The 13,579-nt window shown below is 53.8% G+C and carries 13 protein-coding genes and 1 pseudogene; 4 read left to right on the top strand and 10 right to left on the bottom strand.

Annotated features, from left to right (window positions below; translation table 11 throughout):
* The first annotated feature begins 164 nt into the window (after positions 1 to 164).
* The 3 genes and pseudogenes from OOJ59_RS02740 to OOJ59_RS02730 all read left to right on the top strand — a co-directional run bounded on the left by OOJ59_RS02740 (position 165) and on the right by OOJ59_RS02730 (position 2,983).
* Positions 165 to 275, top strand: a pseudogene (locus OOJ59_RS02740) (hypothetical protein).
* Positions 276 to 478: 203 nt separating this feature from the next.
* On the top strand, positions 479 to 1,762 hold the full coding sequence (locus tag OOJ59_RS02735) for a citrate synthase (RefSeq protein ID WP_006685463.1): 1,284 nt from the start codon (positions 479 to 481) through the stop codon (positions 1,760 to 1,762).
* 174 nt (positions 1,763 to 1,936) lie between these two features.
* On the top strand, positions 1,937 to 2,983 hold the full coding sequence (locus OOJ59_RS02730) for an AbrB family transcriptional regulator (protein ID WP_137351016.1): 1,047 nt from the start codon (positions 1,937 to 1,939) through the stop codon (positions 2,981 to 2,983).
* Here OOJ59_RS02730 and nei read toward each other — a convergent pair.
* Genes nei through ybgI form a run of 8 tightly spaced genes read right to left on the bottom strand, consistent with a single transcriptional unit; the run spans position 2,980 to position 9,272 of the window.
* Positions 2,980 to 3,771 (bottom strand): endonuclease VIII, encoded by a 792-nt coding sequence (nei, locus tag OOJ59_RS02725; protein ID WP_085047495.1) that lies wholly within the window; start codon positions 3,769 to 3,771, stop codon positions 2,980 to 2,982. The two genes, OOJ59_RS02730 and nei, sit on opposite strands and share 4 nt — an antisense overlap.
* Positions 3,772 to 3,785: 14 nt before the next feature.
* On the bottom strand, positions 3,786 to 4,430 hold the full coding sequence (pcp, locus tag OOJ59_RS02720; RefSeq protein ID WP_160955884.1) for a pyroglutamyl-peptidase I: 645 nt from the start codon (positions 4,428 to 4,430) through the stop codon (positions 3,786 to 3,788).
* 9 nt (positions 4,431 to 4,439) lie between these two features.
* Positions 4,440 to 5,435, bottom strand: coding sequence for a DUF979 domain-containing protein (locus OOJ59_RS02715; protein WP_038638872.1), 996 nt, complete (start codon positions 5,433 to 5,435; stop codon positions 4,440 to 4,442).
* Positions 5,432 to 6,154 (bottom strand): DUF969 domain-containing protein, encoded by a 723-nt coding sequence (locus OOJ59_RS02710; protein WP_003831395.1) that lies wholly within the window; start codon positions 6,152 to 6,154, stop codon positions 5,432 to 5,434. Before OOJ59_RS02710 ends, OOJ59_RS02715 begins: the two co-directional genes overlap by 4 nt.
* 52 nt (positions 6,155 to 6,206) lie before the next feature.
* Complete coding sequence (pxpA, locus tag OOJ59_RS02705) at positions 6,207 to 6,941, bottom strand: 5-oxoprolinase subunit PxpA (RefSeq protein ID WP_160955885.1); 735 nt, start codon at positions 6,939 to 6,941, stop codon at positions 6,207 to 6,209.
* Entirely contained in the window at positions 6,931 to 7,863 is a 933-nt protein-coding gene (gene pxpC / locus OOJ59_RS02700) for a 5-oxoprolinase subunit PxpC (RefSeq protein ID WP_038638865.1), read from the bottom strand. Before pxpC ends, pxpA begins: the two co-directional genes overlap by 11 nt.
* The gene (pxpB, locus tag OOJ59_RS02695; RefSeq protein WP_038638862.1) at positions 7,857 to 8,513 is read right to left on the bottom strand and encodes a 5-oxoprolinase subunit PxpB; all 657 of its coding nucleotides are present in this window, start codon (positions 8,511 to 8,513) and stop codon (positions 7,857 to 7,859) included. Before pxpB ends, pxpC begins: the two co-directional genes overlap by 7 nt.
* A 15-nt stretch (positions 8,514 to 8,528) precedes the next feature.
* The gene (gene ybgI, locus OOJ59_RS02690; RefSeq protein WP_016152273.1) at positions 8,529 to 9,272 is read right to left on the bottom strand and encodes a radiation resistance protein YbgI; all 744 of its coding nucleotides are present in this window, start codon (positions 9,270 to 9,272) and stop codon (positions 8,529 to 8,531) included.
* A gap of 289 nt (positions 9,273 to 9,561) precedes the next feature.
* On the opposite strand from ybgI, the gene dtpD reads away from it, so the two are divergent.
* Positions 9,562 to 11,043, top strand: a complete 1,482-nt coding sequence (dtpD, locus tag OOJ59_RS02685; protein WP_160955886.1) for a dipeptide permease DtpD — start codon at positions 9,562 to 9,564, stop codon at positions 11,041 to 11,043.
* Positions 11,044 to 11,093: 50 nt separating this feature from the next.
* Here dtpD and OOJ59_RS02680 read toward each other — a convergent pair whose 3' ends face one another.
* On the bottom strand, positions 11,094 to 11,996 hold the full coding sequence (locus tag OOJ59_RS02680) for an Rpn family recombination-promoting nuclease/putative transposase (RefSeq protein ID WP_160955887.1): 903 nt from the start codon (positions 11,994 to 11,996) through the stop codon (positions 11,094 to 11,096).
* 161 nt (positions 11,997 to 12,157) lie between these two features.
* Positions 12,158 to 13,576: a deoxyribodipyrimidine photo-lyase gene (gene phrB / locus OOJ59_RS02675; RefSeq protein WP_160955888.1), complete on the bottom strand. Its 1,419-nt coding sequence runs from the start codon at positions 13,574 to 13,576 to the stop codon at positions 12,158 to 12,160.
* Between the last annotated feature and the right edge of the window lie 3 nt (positions 13,577 to 13,579).

Below are 13,579 nucleotides of genomic sequence, written 5' to 3'. Positions count from 1 at the left end.
ATAGGACGTTCACAAAATCATTACAATTAACCTACATATAGTTTGTCGGGTTTTATCCCGAACAGTGACATAGGTCACGATAACAACATTATTTTAATTTTTAATCATCTGATTTGACAATCATTAAACAAAGTTGTTACAAACGACACCAGAAAAAGCATATAATGCGTAAAAGTTATGGGGTCACTCTTTCACCGGAGATTTAGTTATGTAACAGTGTGGAAGTATTGACCAATACCTTCAGGACAGTTATTAGTGATAGACAGGTTAAATAATTCGGATTGCTAAGTTGTTGATTTGTTACTATTTCACCATGAGTTAACTGATTTACCTGCAAGCGCCCATTGCTCTGTACCCTGGTTTTCGCCTCTATCGCAGAGCGGCGAGCCGAATAAAAAACTGGTAACGGTTGATTGATGTATCGAAAACAAGTCTGACTTCCGCAGTCTTAAGTAATAAGGCGCTAAGGAGACCGTAAATGGCTGATACTAAAGCAAAAATCACTCTAAATGGTGACGCTGCTATTGAACTGGATGTGCTGAAAGGTACGCTCGGTCAAGATGTTATTGATATTCGTAGCCTTGGCTCAAAGGGGATGTTTACTTTTGACCCAGGTTTCACCTCTACCGCATCCTGCGAATCCAAAATTACGTTCATCGATGGTGATGAAGGCATTTTGCTGCATCGCGGCTTCCCGATTGACCAGTTGGCGACCGAGTCCAACTATCTGGAAGTGTGTTATATCCTGCTGTACGGCGAAAAACCGACGCAGGAGGAGTACGACGAGTTCAAAACCACGGTCACTCGCCATACCATGATTCACGAGCAGATCACGCGTCTGTTCCACGGTTTCCGCCGTGACTCTCACCCGATGGCCGTTATGTGCGGTGTCACCGGGGCGCTGGCTGCGTTCTATCACGATTCGCTGGACGTAAATAATGCGCGTCACCGTGAAATCGCCGCTTTCCGTCTGCTGTCCAAAATGCCGACCATGGCAGCGATGTGTTACAAATACTCCATCGGCCAGCCGTTCGTTTACCCGCGCAATGATCTCTCCTACGCCGGTAACTTCCTGAACATGATGTTCTCCACGCCGTGCGAAAAATACGAAGTTAATCCAATCCTGGAACGCGCCATGGACCGTATCCTGATCCTGCACGCTGACCACGAACAGAACGCCTCGACCTCTACCGTACGTACCGCAGGTTCTTCTGGCGCGAACCCGTTTGCCTGCATCGCGGCTGGTATTGCTTCCCTGTGGGGACCGGCACACGGCGGCGCCAACGAAGCTGCGCTGAAAATGCTGGAAGAAATCAGCTCAGTTAAACACATTCCGGAATTTGTTCGCCGCGCGAAAGACAAGAATGATTCTTTCCGCCTGATGGGCTTTGGTCACCGTGTTTACAAAAACTATGACCCGCGCGCCACCGTGATGCGTGAAACCTGCCATGAAGTGCTGAAAGAGCTGGGCACCAAAGATGATCTGCTGGAAGTGGCAATGGAGCTTGAGCACATTGCGCTCAACGACCCGTACTTCATCGAGAAGAAACTCTACCCGAACGTCGACTTCTACTCTGGCATCATTCTGAAAGCGATGGGCATTCCGTCCTCCATGTTCACTGTGATCTTCGCTATGGCGCGTACCGTTGGCTGGATTGCACACTGGAACGAAATGCACACCGACGGCATGAAAATCGCTCGTCCACGTCAGCTGTATACCGGCTACGACAAGCGCGACTTTAAGTCTGATATTAAGCGTTAATTGTCTGCCGGATAGCGCTCTCGCCTGTCCGGCCTACTCCCTTGAATCTTCCAGGCCGGACAGGGTGTTAATGCCGCTGTCCGGTCTGTTTATTCTTGACCCACATTATTTTATTCTCATCACGTTTTCTCTATGATTTACTGAGATCTTCCTCATTTCACTCAGGAGCATGGGATGCCTGTTTTGCAGTGGAGCCTGCTATTTCTGCTATCACTCCTTCTTTCCCTGTTCTTTCTGTTGATACATCTTCCAGGCGCATTGCTGCTCGGCTCGATGATTGTCGGTATCATTTTCAGTATGCGCGGGATCTCCCTGCACCCTCCCCGCTGCACATTTCTTGCCGCACAGGCCATTCTCGGCTGCATGATTGCGCAAAACCTCACCGGATCCATTTTAACGACACTTGCGGCACACTGGCCGATGGTGATTGTCATCCTGCTGGCAACCCTTATTAGCAGCGCGGTGATCGGCTGGCTGCTGGTTCGCTACAGCAATCTACCGGGGAACACCGGCGCGTGGGGGTCATCACCTGGCGGGGCAGCCGCGATGGTTGCGATGGCGCAGGATTATGGCGCTGACATCCGGCTGGTGGCGTTTATGCAGTATCTGCGCGTACTGTTGGTGGTCGGCGCTGCCGCGCTGGTCACCCGATTTGTCATGGGCGAACAGGCACAAACGGTCGGCCAGCAAATCGTCTGGTTTCCACCGCTGAGTCTTAATCTGTTAAGTACCATACTGCTGGCCGCAGTTGCTGGTGTGGCCGGGCGCTTACTGCGTATCCCCTCCGGCGTGATGTTACTGCCCATGCTGGCGGGCGCATTGCTAAACGCAGGCGGTATAATGGTCATTGAACTGCCGGAATGGTTACTGGCGATAGCGTATATGGCGATTGGCTGGCAAATCGGTCTTGGCTTTGACAAACAGATTTTTTTAATGGCGCTGCGGCCACTGCCGCAAATATTGTTGTCCATTTTTTCACTGATGGCGATTTGTGCCGCGATGGCCTGGGGGCTGGCGCATTATATGCAAATCGACTTTCTCACCGCCTATCTGGCGACCAGCCCTGGCGGAGTGGATTCCGTCGCGGTAATTGCCGCTGGCAGCCACGCCGATATAGCGCTAATCATGGCGATGCAAACCCTGCGGCTGTTCAGTATTTTATTGACCGGTCCGGCGGTGGCACGTTTTATTTCAGCGCATGCGCCAAGACAGTCCACCTAATGCTGGCAGCCCGGACACCAGTAAAAGGGTCGCGAGGAAAGAGTCGTTTTCTCGATGATGCCGCCACAGCGCTCACAGGCTTCTCCATCCCGATGAAAGACCTTAAAGCGAAACAGCGCGCCGTGGTGTTTATTGTCATCGACCTGGCCGCGAGTGTTATACGACAGACGTGGAATATCAAGCAGCGCTTGCGCCAGCGCATCCAACTGTTCATCGCTAAGCTGTGACGCTTTATGCTGACCGGTCAACCCCACATGCCAGAGAATTTCTACCCGCAGATAGTTACCTAATCCCGCCAGAAATGCCTGATCCAACAGCAGCCCGGAAAACTGGCGATTGCGAAAACGGGATGACAGCAGACGCGTTTTTACCTCTGCGGCCGTTAAACGCAAATCCAGCACGTCCGGTCCAACCCGTTGCAGAAATGGATGGGTGGTGAGCTGCTCTGGCGTCAGCATTTCGATGTCAGACGCGCTATACAGCAGGATAGTTTTATCCTCGGTTTGCAGCCTGACGCGCAGCACCCGCGTGGTTTGCGGAATGTTGCCGGTATCTACCACTCGCCACACGCCGTAAAGCTGATTGTGGCTATACAGCGTCAGGCCATTGGAAAAATGGGTCAGCAAGGCTTTACCCCGCGTTTCAAGCTGGGTAACACTCTGCCCGATGAGTTGGGATTGATACGGTTTTAACTGCTCAAAGGCAAACCAGACATCCGTCAGGGGTTTACCTTTGACTGCCGCCTCCAGGGTATCCGCCGCGCGGCGGATCTCCGGGCCTTCAGGCATAATACTGTCCTTTGTTAATGTGTTGCGCCGCCTGTTACCGCGATATCGCTTTCCAACTGCAATGCGGTGGCAATCGCGACCTCCAGCGCCCGACGTACTGTTTCCGCCGCCATACTTGGCGCACCGGGGTGCTGCGCGACCTGTTGTGGCAGATAAGGAATATGAATAAAACCGCCCTTCACTGCCGGCACGTCGCGTAATTTATGCAGCAGGCCATACATCACGTGGTTACACACGAAGGTACCCGCCGTCTGAGAAACCGAGGCCGGAATTCCCGCGTTGCGCATGGCGACAACCATCGCTTTGATCGGCAATGTGCTGAACCACGCCGCAGGGCCATCGGCCACAATCGGTACATCAATCGGCTGTTGCCCCTGATTATCCGCAATACGCGCATCGTCAACATTGATCGCCACGCGCTCCACGGTGATATCCGTTCTGCCACCCGCCTGCCCCACCGCCAGCACCAGCGATGGCGACAATGCGTCAATCGCGGCATTGAGTACGGAGAGAGACTCGCCAAAGACGCACGGCAACTGGCGAGCAACGACACGGCATCCATCGATGATAGCATTGTCGAGACCCGAGACCACTTCCCAGGAAGGGTTAACTGACTCGCCGCCAAAGGGTTCAAATCCCGTGATGAGTACTGTTTTCATCCTTCCTCCTTACAGGAACATCAGGAAATACATCAGGAAAACGTTAACCAACAGCAGCAGTATGCCGGTTGGCACCTGCGCTTTAATCACCGCGTTTTTGTCTGGTAGCTCCAGCAGCGCCGCAGGCACAATATTGAAGTTCGCCGCCATTGGCGTCATCAATGTTCCGCAATAGCCGGAGAACATACCAATCGCCGCCATCACCGCCGGGTTACCACCGTGTTGCAGTACGAGGATCGGAATACCGATTCCCGCGGTCACGATCGGGAAAGCGGCAAACGCATTGCCCATCACCATCGTCAACAAGGCCATACCAATGGTGTACACCGCCACCGCGATAAAACGGCTATCCACCGCCAGATATTCCTGGGTCAGATATGAAATGCCGCTGCCGACGCCCGCCGCAGTAAACAACAGTCCGAGCGTGGCCAGGATTTGCGGCAGGATGAATGCCCACCCGATGGAGTCCAGCAGTCGGCGCGCTTCCTGAATCGGCTGATGCACCCGCTCATGGGTCATTTTTATCGCCATCGCCAGACCAATCAACGAACCTGCGGTCATCGAAAAGAGCGTCACCAGCGTGGCATGATTACCCGGCCCAAACAGCGCATCCTGTAAACCCGGAATATGGTTGAACATCAGCACGCCGATAACGGTTACCACCGGGATCGCCAGCGCCGGAAAAAACAGGCGATTACCCAGACGACTGGCGCTCTCTTCGCGCTGTTGCTGCGTTCGTTGATGGTAGCTTCCCAGCTTTACGCCGCCGAAACCGGCGATCAGGGCCAGTATGACCACCGCGACGCCGACGGCAATATGCACAGCGCGTTTATCGCCAAACAGCGAGTATGTCCAGTCGCCAAGCAGAAAGAGAACGCCGTACAGGCCCCAAAACAAACCGGTGGTTAAGCGACGCGGGTTAGCCTTATCCCGCCACGACATCAGCGCCACAATCAGTAATACCGCGCCTGCCAGCCAGTAGAGATAGCTTTGCTGAAAATTCATTTCGCTTCCCCTTTCGCTGCGGCATTCGCTTTCGCCACTTCACGCTGCAAATAGCTATCCAGCCGCCACAGACGCGTGCCGTGGATCAGGAAGGCGCAAATTGCCGTCGGGATCCCCCACAGGGCGATATGCAGCGGTTCGGTCTGGATCCCGCCCGATTCCAGCATAAAATTGTGCATGAATATGATGGCACCGAAGGCAACAAAGATATCTTCACCGAAAAACAGCCCAACGTTATCAGTCGCGGCAGACATGGCGCGCAGACGATAACGAACCGCGCCCGGTATCTCACCGTGGTTTTTCTCGGCGGCCCCTTCCGCCATTGGCGCCAGCAGCGGACGCACCATCTGCGGATGTCCCCCCAGGCTGGTCAGCCCTAAGGCGGCGGTCGCCTCACGAATAAACAGATAGACAATAAGCAGACGGCCGCTGGTGGCGCTGCGGATTTTGGCAATCCACGCCTGAGCGCGCTCTTTGAGTCCGTGACGCTCCAGCAGACCAATAACCGCCAGGGGGATCAGCAGGATAAACGGCAGGTTGCGGGTGTTGAGAAATCCCTCACCCAGCTTTTCCAGAATGGTAGCGATTGGCATATGCGCCGCCAGTCCGGTGACGATCCCGGCAATAATGACCACCAATACCGGGTTAAAACGTAAAAGAAATCCGACCACAATGACGGCGATACCCGTCAATGGCCAGAGAGAAATGACCTCTCCCATAATTAAATCCCTTATGTTGTTGTGTAATATATTATTGTTTTGTATGAAAAAATTATGCGCTAATTTGAATATTGCATGCTTCGAATGCGCTGCGCAAGCGACGGGCAAAAGCGAGTGCGTGCTCGCCATCCCCATGAATGCATACCGTCTGGGCTATCACGTTCGCCCATGTTCCGCTCTGGCTTTTTACTCTACCGGATTGCACCATTTCTAGCGTTTGCGCCAGCGCCTGCTCTTCATCCTCAATCAATGCGCCAGGCTGGCTACGCGGAACCAGACTGCCGTCAGCCTGGTAACCCCGATCGGCAAAAACCTCCTGACGCGTCACCAGGCCATAATGTTCCCCGGCGCGAATCAGTTCGCTTCCCGCCAGCCCCACCAGAACCAGCGAAGGATCGCAGGCATGCACCGCTTTCGCAATCGCGTTCGCCAACTGTGGATCTTTTGCCGCCTGGTTATAAAGCATACCGTGGGGTTTCACATGGCGCATCACGCCGCCTTCCGCGCGCGTAATGGCTGCCAGCGCGCCAATTTGATACAGCGTCTGCGCATAAACCGTTTCCACAGGCAGAGTCATGGCGCTACGGCCAAAATTCTCCCGATCCGGAAAGCTCGGATGTGCGCCTACCGCCACGCCATTTTTTAGCGCTTCACGCACGCTTAAAAGCATGGTTTGCGCATCACCGGCGTGAAATCCACAGGCGATATTAGCTGACGACACCAGTTGCAGCAGCGCTGCATCGTTAGCACAGCCCTCACCGAGGTCTGCGTTGAGATCAATTTTCATTATTAAGTCGCCATGTTAACTGTTGCAGGTAACGCTGCTGATCGTGGCGCGCCTTAAGCGCTTCCTCCAGCGAACACTGCACAAAATGAATCGGCTGACCGAGCGGGATCTGCGCCAGATGGTACATATCCGCTTCGATGATACAGGCGATGCGCGGATAGCCGCCCGTCGTCTGGGCATCGTTCATCAGCACGATCGGTTGACCATTATGCGGAACCTGCACCACGCCGGGGAGTAAGCCATGCGACAGCAACTCGCGATCGGTCATACGCGTCAACGGCTGCCCCTGCAGGCGATAGCCCATCCGGTTGCTTTGCGGGCTAAGCTGCCACGGCGAACGCCAGAAAGACGCCTGCGAGACCTCGTCAAATTCCTGGTATTCAGGCCCGGGCAGCGCACGAATGTGGTTTCCCCACATCAGCTGTTTTACCCCCTGAGGTCCGCTGAATTGCCGGGTAGATGCCCCAATCGCCAGCCGATCGCCATCACGCAGCAGACGCCCCTCCAGCCCGCCAATGCCGACTTTAAGATCGGTGCTGCGCGAGCCCATGACTTCGGGAACATCAAATCCGCCCGCAACCGCCAGATAACTACGCATACCATGATGTGGACGTTTTAGCGTCAGTCGCTGTCCCGCTTTCACCGGCAGTCGCCACCCACTCCACACAGGAGCGCGATCCAGATGCGCTTCGCATCCGGCGCCGGTCAGGGCAAACCAACCATCAGCTTCAAATTCGACTACCAGTTGCCCCAGCGTGATTTCCAGCGCAGCGGCATTCGCATCATTTCCCACCAGCAGGTTAGCAACGTTTAACGCCGGTTTATCCAGCGCGCCGCAGTGGCTGATGCCGGATTGACGAAAATTGTGGCGTCCGCCGTCCTGGACCGAGGTGTACATGCCCGCACGAATGATGTTTAACATACCCCCTCCTTCTGCGGAACAAAACGCACGGTATCCCCAGCGCGCAACAGGATCGGCTCTTCTCGTTTTGGATCAAATAACGACACGGAGGTACGCCCAATCAATTGCCATCCGCCAGGCGTGGCAAGCGGATAGACCCCCGTTTGCGATCCACCGATACCTACAGAACCTGCCGGAACAAGCAGACGCGGTTCTGACCGTCTGGGGGTATGGAGTGGTTCAGGTAAGCTCCCCAGATAGGGGAACCCTGGCTGAAAGCCAATAAACCACACCACATAGTCGACTGACGCATGAAGTTCAACAACCTGCTTGTCGCTTAATCCACTGTGCCGGGCGACCTCTGCCAGATCGGGGCCAAACTCACCGCCATAAGTCACGGGAATTTCAATAAAACGCGAATCCGGCTCCAGCGCTTCGCTCTCTTCCCACCAACGCTGCAGACGTTCAATCGCATCCAGCGCCAGCGTTTGTGGGTCACGCAAGATCACCGTGATATTGTTCATTCCTGGAATCGCTTCACGTACATTCGGAGCATCAACCAGACGCTGGGCCAGACGCCAGATACGTTTTTGAGTCGCCAGCGTAATGGGCGGCTCCAGTTCCAGAACTACCGCAGTCTCACCTAACAGATAACAACGCGCTCGCTGCACTTTCGTCCCTCTTTATTACGCTGGGTTAGGAATATCAATAAAAGTGACATCCAGATCGGTATTTTCATTCAGCCATTCGCTTAATGCGCGAATCCCGCCGCGTTCGGTCGCATGGTGACCGGCAGCATAAAAATGCAGCCCCTGTTCGCGGGCAGAGTGAATGGTTTGCTCTGAGACTTCACCGGTGATAAAGGCATCGACGCCAAACCGGGCTGCGCTATCAATGAAGCTTTGACCGCCCCCCGTACACCACGCGACGCGTTGCACCTTTTCCGGCCCGGTATCACCGCACCATAACGGTTTACGGCCCAGACGCGCTTCAATCCACGACGCCAGCTCCAGCCCCGGAACCGGCATAGAGAGTTCACCCCACGGTACCAGCGGCTCAATTTCCCCCATCACGGTAATCCCCAATAGCGCGGCAAGCTGCGCGTTATTACCCAGTTCCGGATGGGCATCCAGCGGCAGATGCCAGCCATACAGGTTGATATCATTTTCCAACAGCGTTTTCAGACGATGGCGCTTCATGCCGCGAATCACCGGAGATTCGCCTTTCCAGAAATAACCGTGATGAACGATGACCGCATCGGCCTGCAGGCGCACCGCCTCGTCCAGCAGCGCCTGGCTTGCGGTCACGCCGGTCACGATTTTATGCACCGTCTCTTTGCCCTCAACCTGCAAACCGTTCGGCGCATAGTCGCTAATGGCGGCGCTGTTCAGTTTGTCATTGATCAGTTGTTCCAGTTCGGTGTTTTTCATCATCGTCCTCGTTGTCATAAGTTCTGCCTGCCCAATCAGCAACACAGCTTAGGTTAAAATAGCGTCCTCGCCTGCGTTCGTCGATAGTCATTTCACTGACACATTAAGAAACAATCACACCACTGTAGAACGTAATTTGCATACCACCACGCGATCTAATTCATGTATATTTATGCAATCAGACAGCATATTGCAAAAATAATCAGATCTGTATCAAAGTTACAACTTTAAGGAAACACGCCCGCACAGCACATTCAACCTGTTGCGAGACATTTACTTCGAGAAAACAATGAATAAACAAGCATCTCAACCGCGGGCGATTTATTACGTTGTCGCGCTACAAATTTGGGAATATTTCAGTTTTTACGGTATGCGTGCGCTGCTGATTCTGTATCTCACTAACCAGCTTAAGTACGACGATAATCACGCCTACGAACTGTTCAGCGCCTACTGCTCGTTGGTCTACGTCACGCCCATTCTCGGAGGGTATCTGGCAGATAAAGTGCTCGGCAACCGGATGGCGGTGATGATCGGCGCATTTTTGATGGCGGTGGGGCATCTGGTGTTGGGCGCCAGCGAAATGGCCCCGGCATTCCTTTATTTATCGCTAGCGATTATCGTCTGTGGCTACGGTCTGTTTAAATCCAACGTCAGTTGCCTGCTGGGTGAACTGTATCAGCCTGAAGATCCCCGCCGCGACGGTGGGTTCTCTCTGCTCTACGCCGCCGGCAACATCGGTTCAATCATTGCCCCGATAGCCTGTGGCTATGTGCAGGAAGAGTACAGCTGGGCGATGGGGTTTGCGCTGGCCGCTATCGGCATGCTGGCAGGGCTGGTGATTTTCTTATGTGGTAATCGCCATTTCGCCCATACCACCGGCGTCAATAAGGCCGTCCTGCGCGCGAAAAAATACATGTTTCCGAACTGGGCCTGGTTGTTAGTTCTGCTGGTTGCCGCCCCACTGCTGATTACTGTCTTGTTCTGGAAAGAGTGGTCCGTGTACGCCCTGATCGTTGCTACTGTTATCGGTCTGGCGGTTCTGGCGAAGATTTACCGCCAGGCGCAAACCCAGAAGCAGCGCAAAGAGCTGGGGCTCATCGTCACGCTGACCTTCTTTAGCCTGCTGTTCTGGGCCTTTGCTCAACAGGGCGGTAGCTCAATCAGCCTGTATATCGACCGCTTTGTTAATCGCGACATTATGGGGTATTCCGTACCCACCGCGATGTTCCAGTCGGTTAACGCCTTTGCGGTTATGCTGTGCGGTATCGTGCTGGCATGGGTGGTCAAAGAGAGTGTAGGCGGCAATCGCACCGTACGCATCTGGGGCAAATTTGCCCTTGGTCTCGGTTTAATGAGCGCCGGTTTTTGTATTCTGACCTTAAGCGCCCGCTGGTCCGCCGCTTACGGCCACTCTTCCATGCCGCTGATGGTATTGGGGCTGGCGGTCATGGGCTTTGCGGAACTGTTTATCGACCCGGTGGCAATGTCACAAATTACCCGCATTGAGATCCCCGGAGTAACCGGTGTATTAACCGGCATTTATATGCTGCTTTCCGGCGCAATCGCCAACTACCTGGCTGGGGTGATCGCCGACCAGACGTCACAAAGTTCGTTTGACGCTGCCGGCGCCATCAACTATTCCATCAATGCCTATATCGACGTCTTTAGCGAAATTACCTGGGGCGCACTGGCCTGTGTGGTACTGGTGCTGCTGATTTGGCTGTACCAGTCGCTGAAATTCAGAAACCGTGCGTTAGCGGTAGAGTCCTGAGTGCACAGGCCCGATGATGTGATAAGATTCGGGCCTGTTTTTTCAGGTAATTATGCATGAATTGCTGCGAGTTCCTCTTCAGTAAGACCTGTAACCAGTAGCACCATTGTGCGATCTATACCTTGCTCCAGCATGGTTTGCGCTATACGTAATGCGGCTTCTTGTTTACCCTGCTGTAACCCTTCCTGTAATCCATCTAACCGTAACCGCTCTGCAATAGTCATCAGCCTCTCCTTATGTTGGGGGATCCGTTGCGCTATCTCCTGCATAAATTTATTAAAACGAGATTCGTCGCCAGATTGTAGGATGTAATTAAACATCGCCTGTAATTGCGTGTCATTAGCGCATCCAGTAAGTAGCAGCGTGGCCAGTTGCTCTACCAGCCCCATCGAATCCCGCTGACGGATATGTTTTTGCATTAATTCCAGCAGCGCCATTCGTCTGTGAGCCATGATCTCATCATCGGGTACCACCGTTATGTCTACCAACGGAAATGCGCTGGAATAAAGCTGTCTTGCCGCCACAGGGTCAGCAAAGGCATCCAGCCAGCACAATGAGTACGGATAGGGGCTTCGGCAGCCATGATAAAAGAGCATCGGTATCACCAGAGGCAGTTCCTTATGCCCTGCGTCCAGATGACGCTGCATCGCCGCCATCGCATAACGCAACAGACGAAAAGCCATATGCGGCTCAACTGAACTTTGATGCTCTATCACCACATAGACATAACCGTCACCGTTGCGTGTGTGCAAAGACCAGAGCACGTCGGAGTAGCGCGAACGTAAATCCGCTTCAATAAAGCTTTCTGACTCCAGCTTCAGCGAATTCAAATCGCAAAGCATCCGCAGTTCAGCTGGCAGGTGAATGTCGAGAAAATCCCGCGCCGTTTCGGGATGATGTAAAAACGTTTTAAATACCGCGTCGTGCGGTGTGGAGGTTGTTGGCATTGTCATCAAGTTCCATCACCCGAATGAAGATGACGGAACTTTACTGCCAGATAAAAGCATCTGCATCAGGGCATTAACAACCTTGCGCGCACGCTTCAGCGCTAACCGCGCCCAACTGCAACAAATTCATTTTGCTGGAAGGCATTACGCAGAAATCCACCCTGCCTTTACCCTTTTCGCGCCGCCTCATATGCCGCCAGCGTAGCCAGTCTGGCCTGCTTATGATCGACAATCGGGCGAGGATAGTTGAGCGTCACCTGCGCTTTTTCCGCCCACGACCACGGCTCATGGATGGCTTTACCCGGCACATCGCGCAATTCCGGCAGCCACTGGCGGATAAACTCACCGCCACGGTCAAATTTTTCGCCCTGCGTCGTGGGGTTAAATATGCGGAAATACGGTGCGGCATCGGTTCCGGTGGATGCGGCCCACTGCCAGCCGCCGTTATTGGCCGCCAGGTCGCCATCGATCAGTTGCGACATGAAATACTGCTCCCCTTTACGCCAGTCGATCAGCAGGTCTTTTACTAAAAAACTGGCCGTAATCATGCGTAAACGATTATGCATCCAGCCCGTGGCGTTGAGCTGACGCATCGCCGCATCCACAATCGGGTAACCCGTTTGACCCGTTTGCCAGGCCTGCAAATGCGTCGGGTTATTCTGCCATTGCACGCGATCGGTCCAGCGGATAAAGGGTTGATACCGACACAGCGCCGGATGATACGTCATCAGATGACGATAAAATTCACGCCAGATAAGCTCGTTCAGCCAGATGCTGCCCGCCCCGCCCTCAAGCGCCTGCGGCTGCTCTGCGAGCAGTCGATTCAGGCATTGGCGCGGCGATAACCCGCCTGTCGCCAGGCTTGCGGATAATCGACTGGTCCCGTCAATCGCGGGAAAATCACGCTGATGCTCGTATTTTCCCGCAGCCTGCTGGCAAAACTGGCGTAATTGCGCGATGGCCAATTTTTCCTCTGCCACAAACCTTTGGGCATCAAAATTTTGCTGCGGATAGCTCAGCGTTATTGATGTTAACGGTGCGTCAAGAGCGCCGCTTTCTCTCATTTTTGGCGCGCTCACACATTCTGGAATACCGTCTTTAATCCGCTTCAGCCAGGCATTTTTAAAGGGCGTGAACACTTTATACATCTCATGATTGCCGGTCATCACCGCTCCAGGAGGCAGGATCACGCTGTCATCAAACCCTTCGCACACCACCTGGGGTAATGATTTCTCTACGTTTACATCACGCTGTCGTTCGTTTATTTCATATTGATAGTTATAAAATAATCGACTGACGTCATACTGCAGGCAGACACGTTTGACGGTGTCCACGCTGGCCGCAAAATCAGCCACTTCATGAAACAGTAAAGGGATGCCTTTTTCTGCCAGCGCCGCTTGTAACGCATTCAACTGCGCGTTGACAAATGCCGCCTGACGCGGGGCCATATCGTGGGCCTTCCACTGCCCGGGGGTAGATATATATAACGCCAGCACCTGCGCAGAACGATCCCGACAAGCCGCCGCCAGCGCGAGGTTGTCGTGCAGACGTAAATCACGCCGAAACCAGACCAAATGGGTGGTCATAAC

The sequence above is a fragment of the Citrobacter sp. W9 genome (assembly GCF_026719375.1).
GTDB lineage: Bacteria > Pseudomonadota > Gammaproteobacteria > Enterobacterales > Enterobacteriaceae > Citrobacter > Citrobacter werkmanii.
This window is presented reverse-complemented; position numbering and strand designations above follow the sequence as displayed.

Excerpts from the sequence above, each read along its gene's own strand:
- OOJ59_RS02680 (WP_160955887.1), bottom strand. The coding sequence starts at position 11,996 with ATGACAATGCCAACAACCTCCACACCGCACGACGCGGTATTTAAAACG.
- ybgI (WP_016152273.1), bottom strand. The coding sequence starts at position 9,272 with ATGAAAAACACCGAACTGGAACAACTGATCAATGACAAACTGAACAGC.
- pxpC (WP_038638865.1), bottom strand. The coding sequence starts at position 7,863 with ATGTTAAACATCATTCGTGCGGGCATGTACACCTCGGTCCAGGACGGC.
- phrB (WP_160955888.1), bottom strand. The coding sequence starts at position 13,576 with ATGACCACCCATTTGGTCTGGTTTCGGCGTGATTTACGTCTGCACGAC.
- pcp (WP_160955884.1), bottom strand. The coding sequence starts at position 4,430 with ATGAAAACAGTACTCATCACGGGATTTGAACCCTTTGGCGGCGAGTCA.
- OOJ59_RS02730 (WP_137351016.1), top strand. The coding sequence starts at position 1,937 with ATGCCTGTTTTGCAGTGGAGCCTGCTATTTCTGCTATCACTCCTTCTT.
- OOJ59_RS02735 (WP_006685463.1), top strand. The coding sequence starts at position 479 with ATGGCTGATACTAAAGCAAAAATCACTCTAAATGGTGACGCTGCTATT.
- nei (WP_085047495.1), bottom strand. The coding sequence starts at position 3,771 with ATGCCTGAAGGCCCGGAGATCCGCCGCGCGGCGGATACCCTGGAGGCG.
- dtpD (WP_160955886.1), top strand. The coding sequence starts at position 9,562 with ATGAATAAACAAGCATCTCAACCGCGGGCGATTTATTACGTTGTCGCG.
- OOJ59_RS02715 (WP_038638872.1), bottom strand. The coding sequence starts at position 5,435 with ATGAATTTTCAGCAAAGCTATCTCTACTGGCTGGCAGGCGCGGTATTA.
- pxpA (WP_160955885.1), bottom strand. The coding sequence starts at position 6,941 with ATGAAAATTGATCTCAACGCAGACCTCGGTGAGGGCTGTGCTAACGAT.
- OOJ59_RS02710 (WP_003831395.1), bottom strand. The coding sequence starts at position 6,154 with ATGGGAGAGGTCATTTCTCTCTGGCCATTGACGGGTATCGCCGTCATT.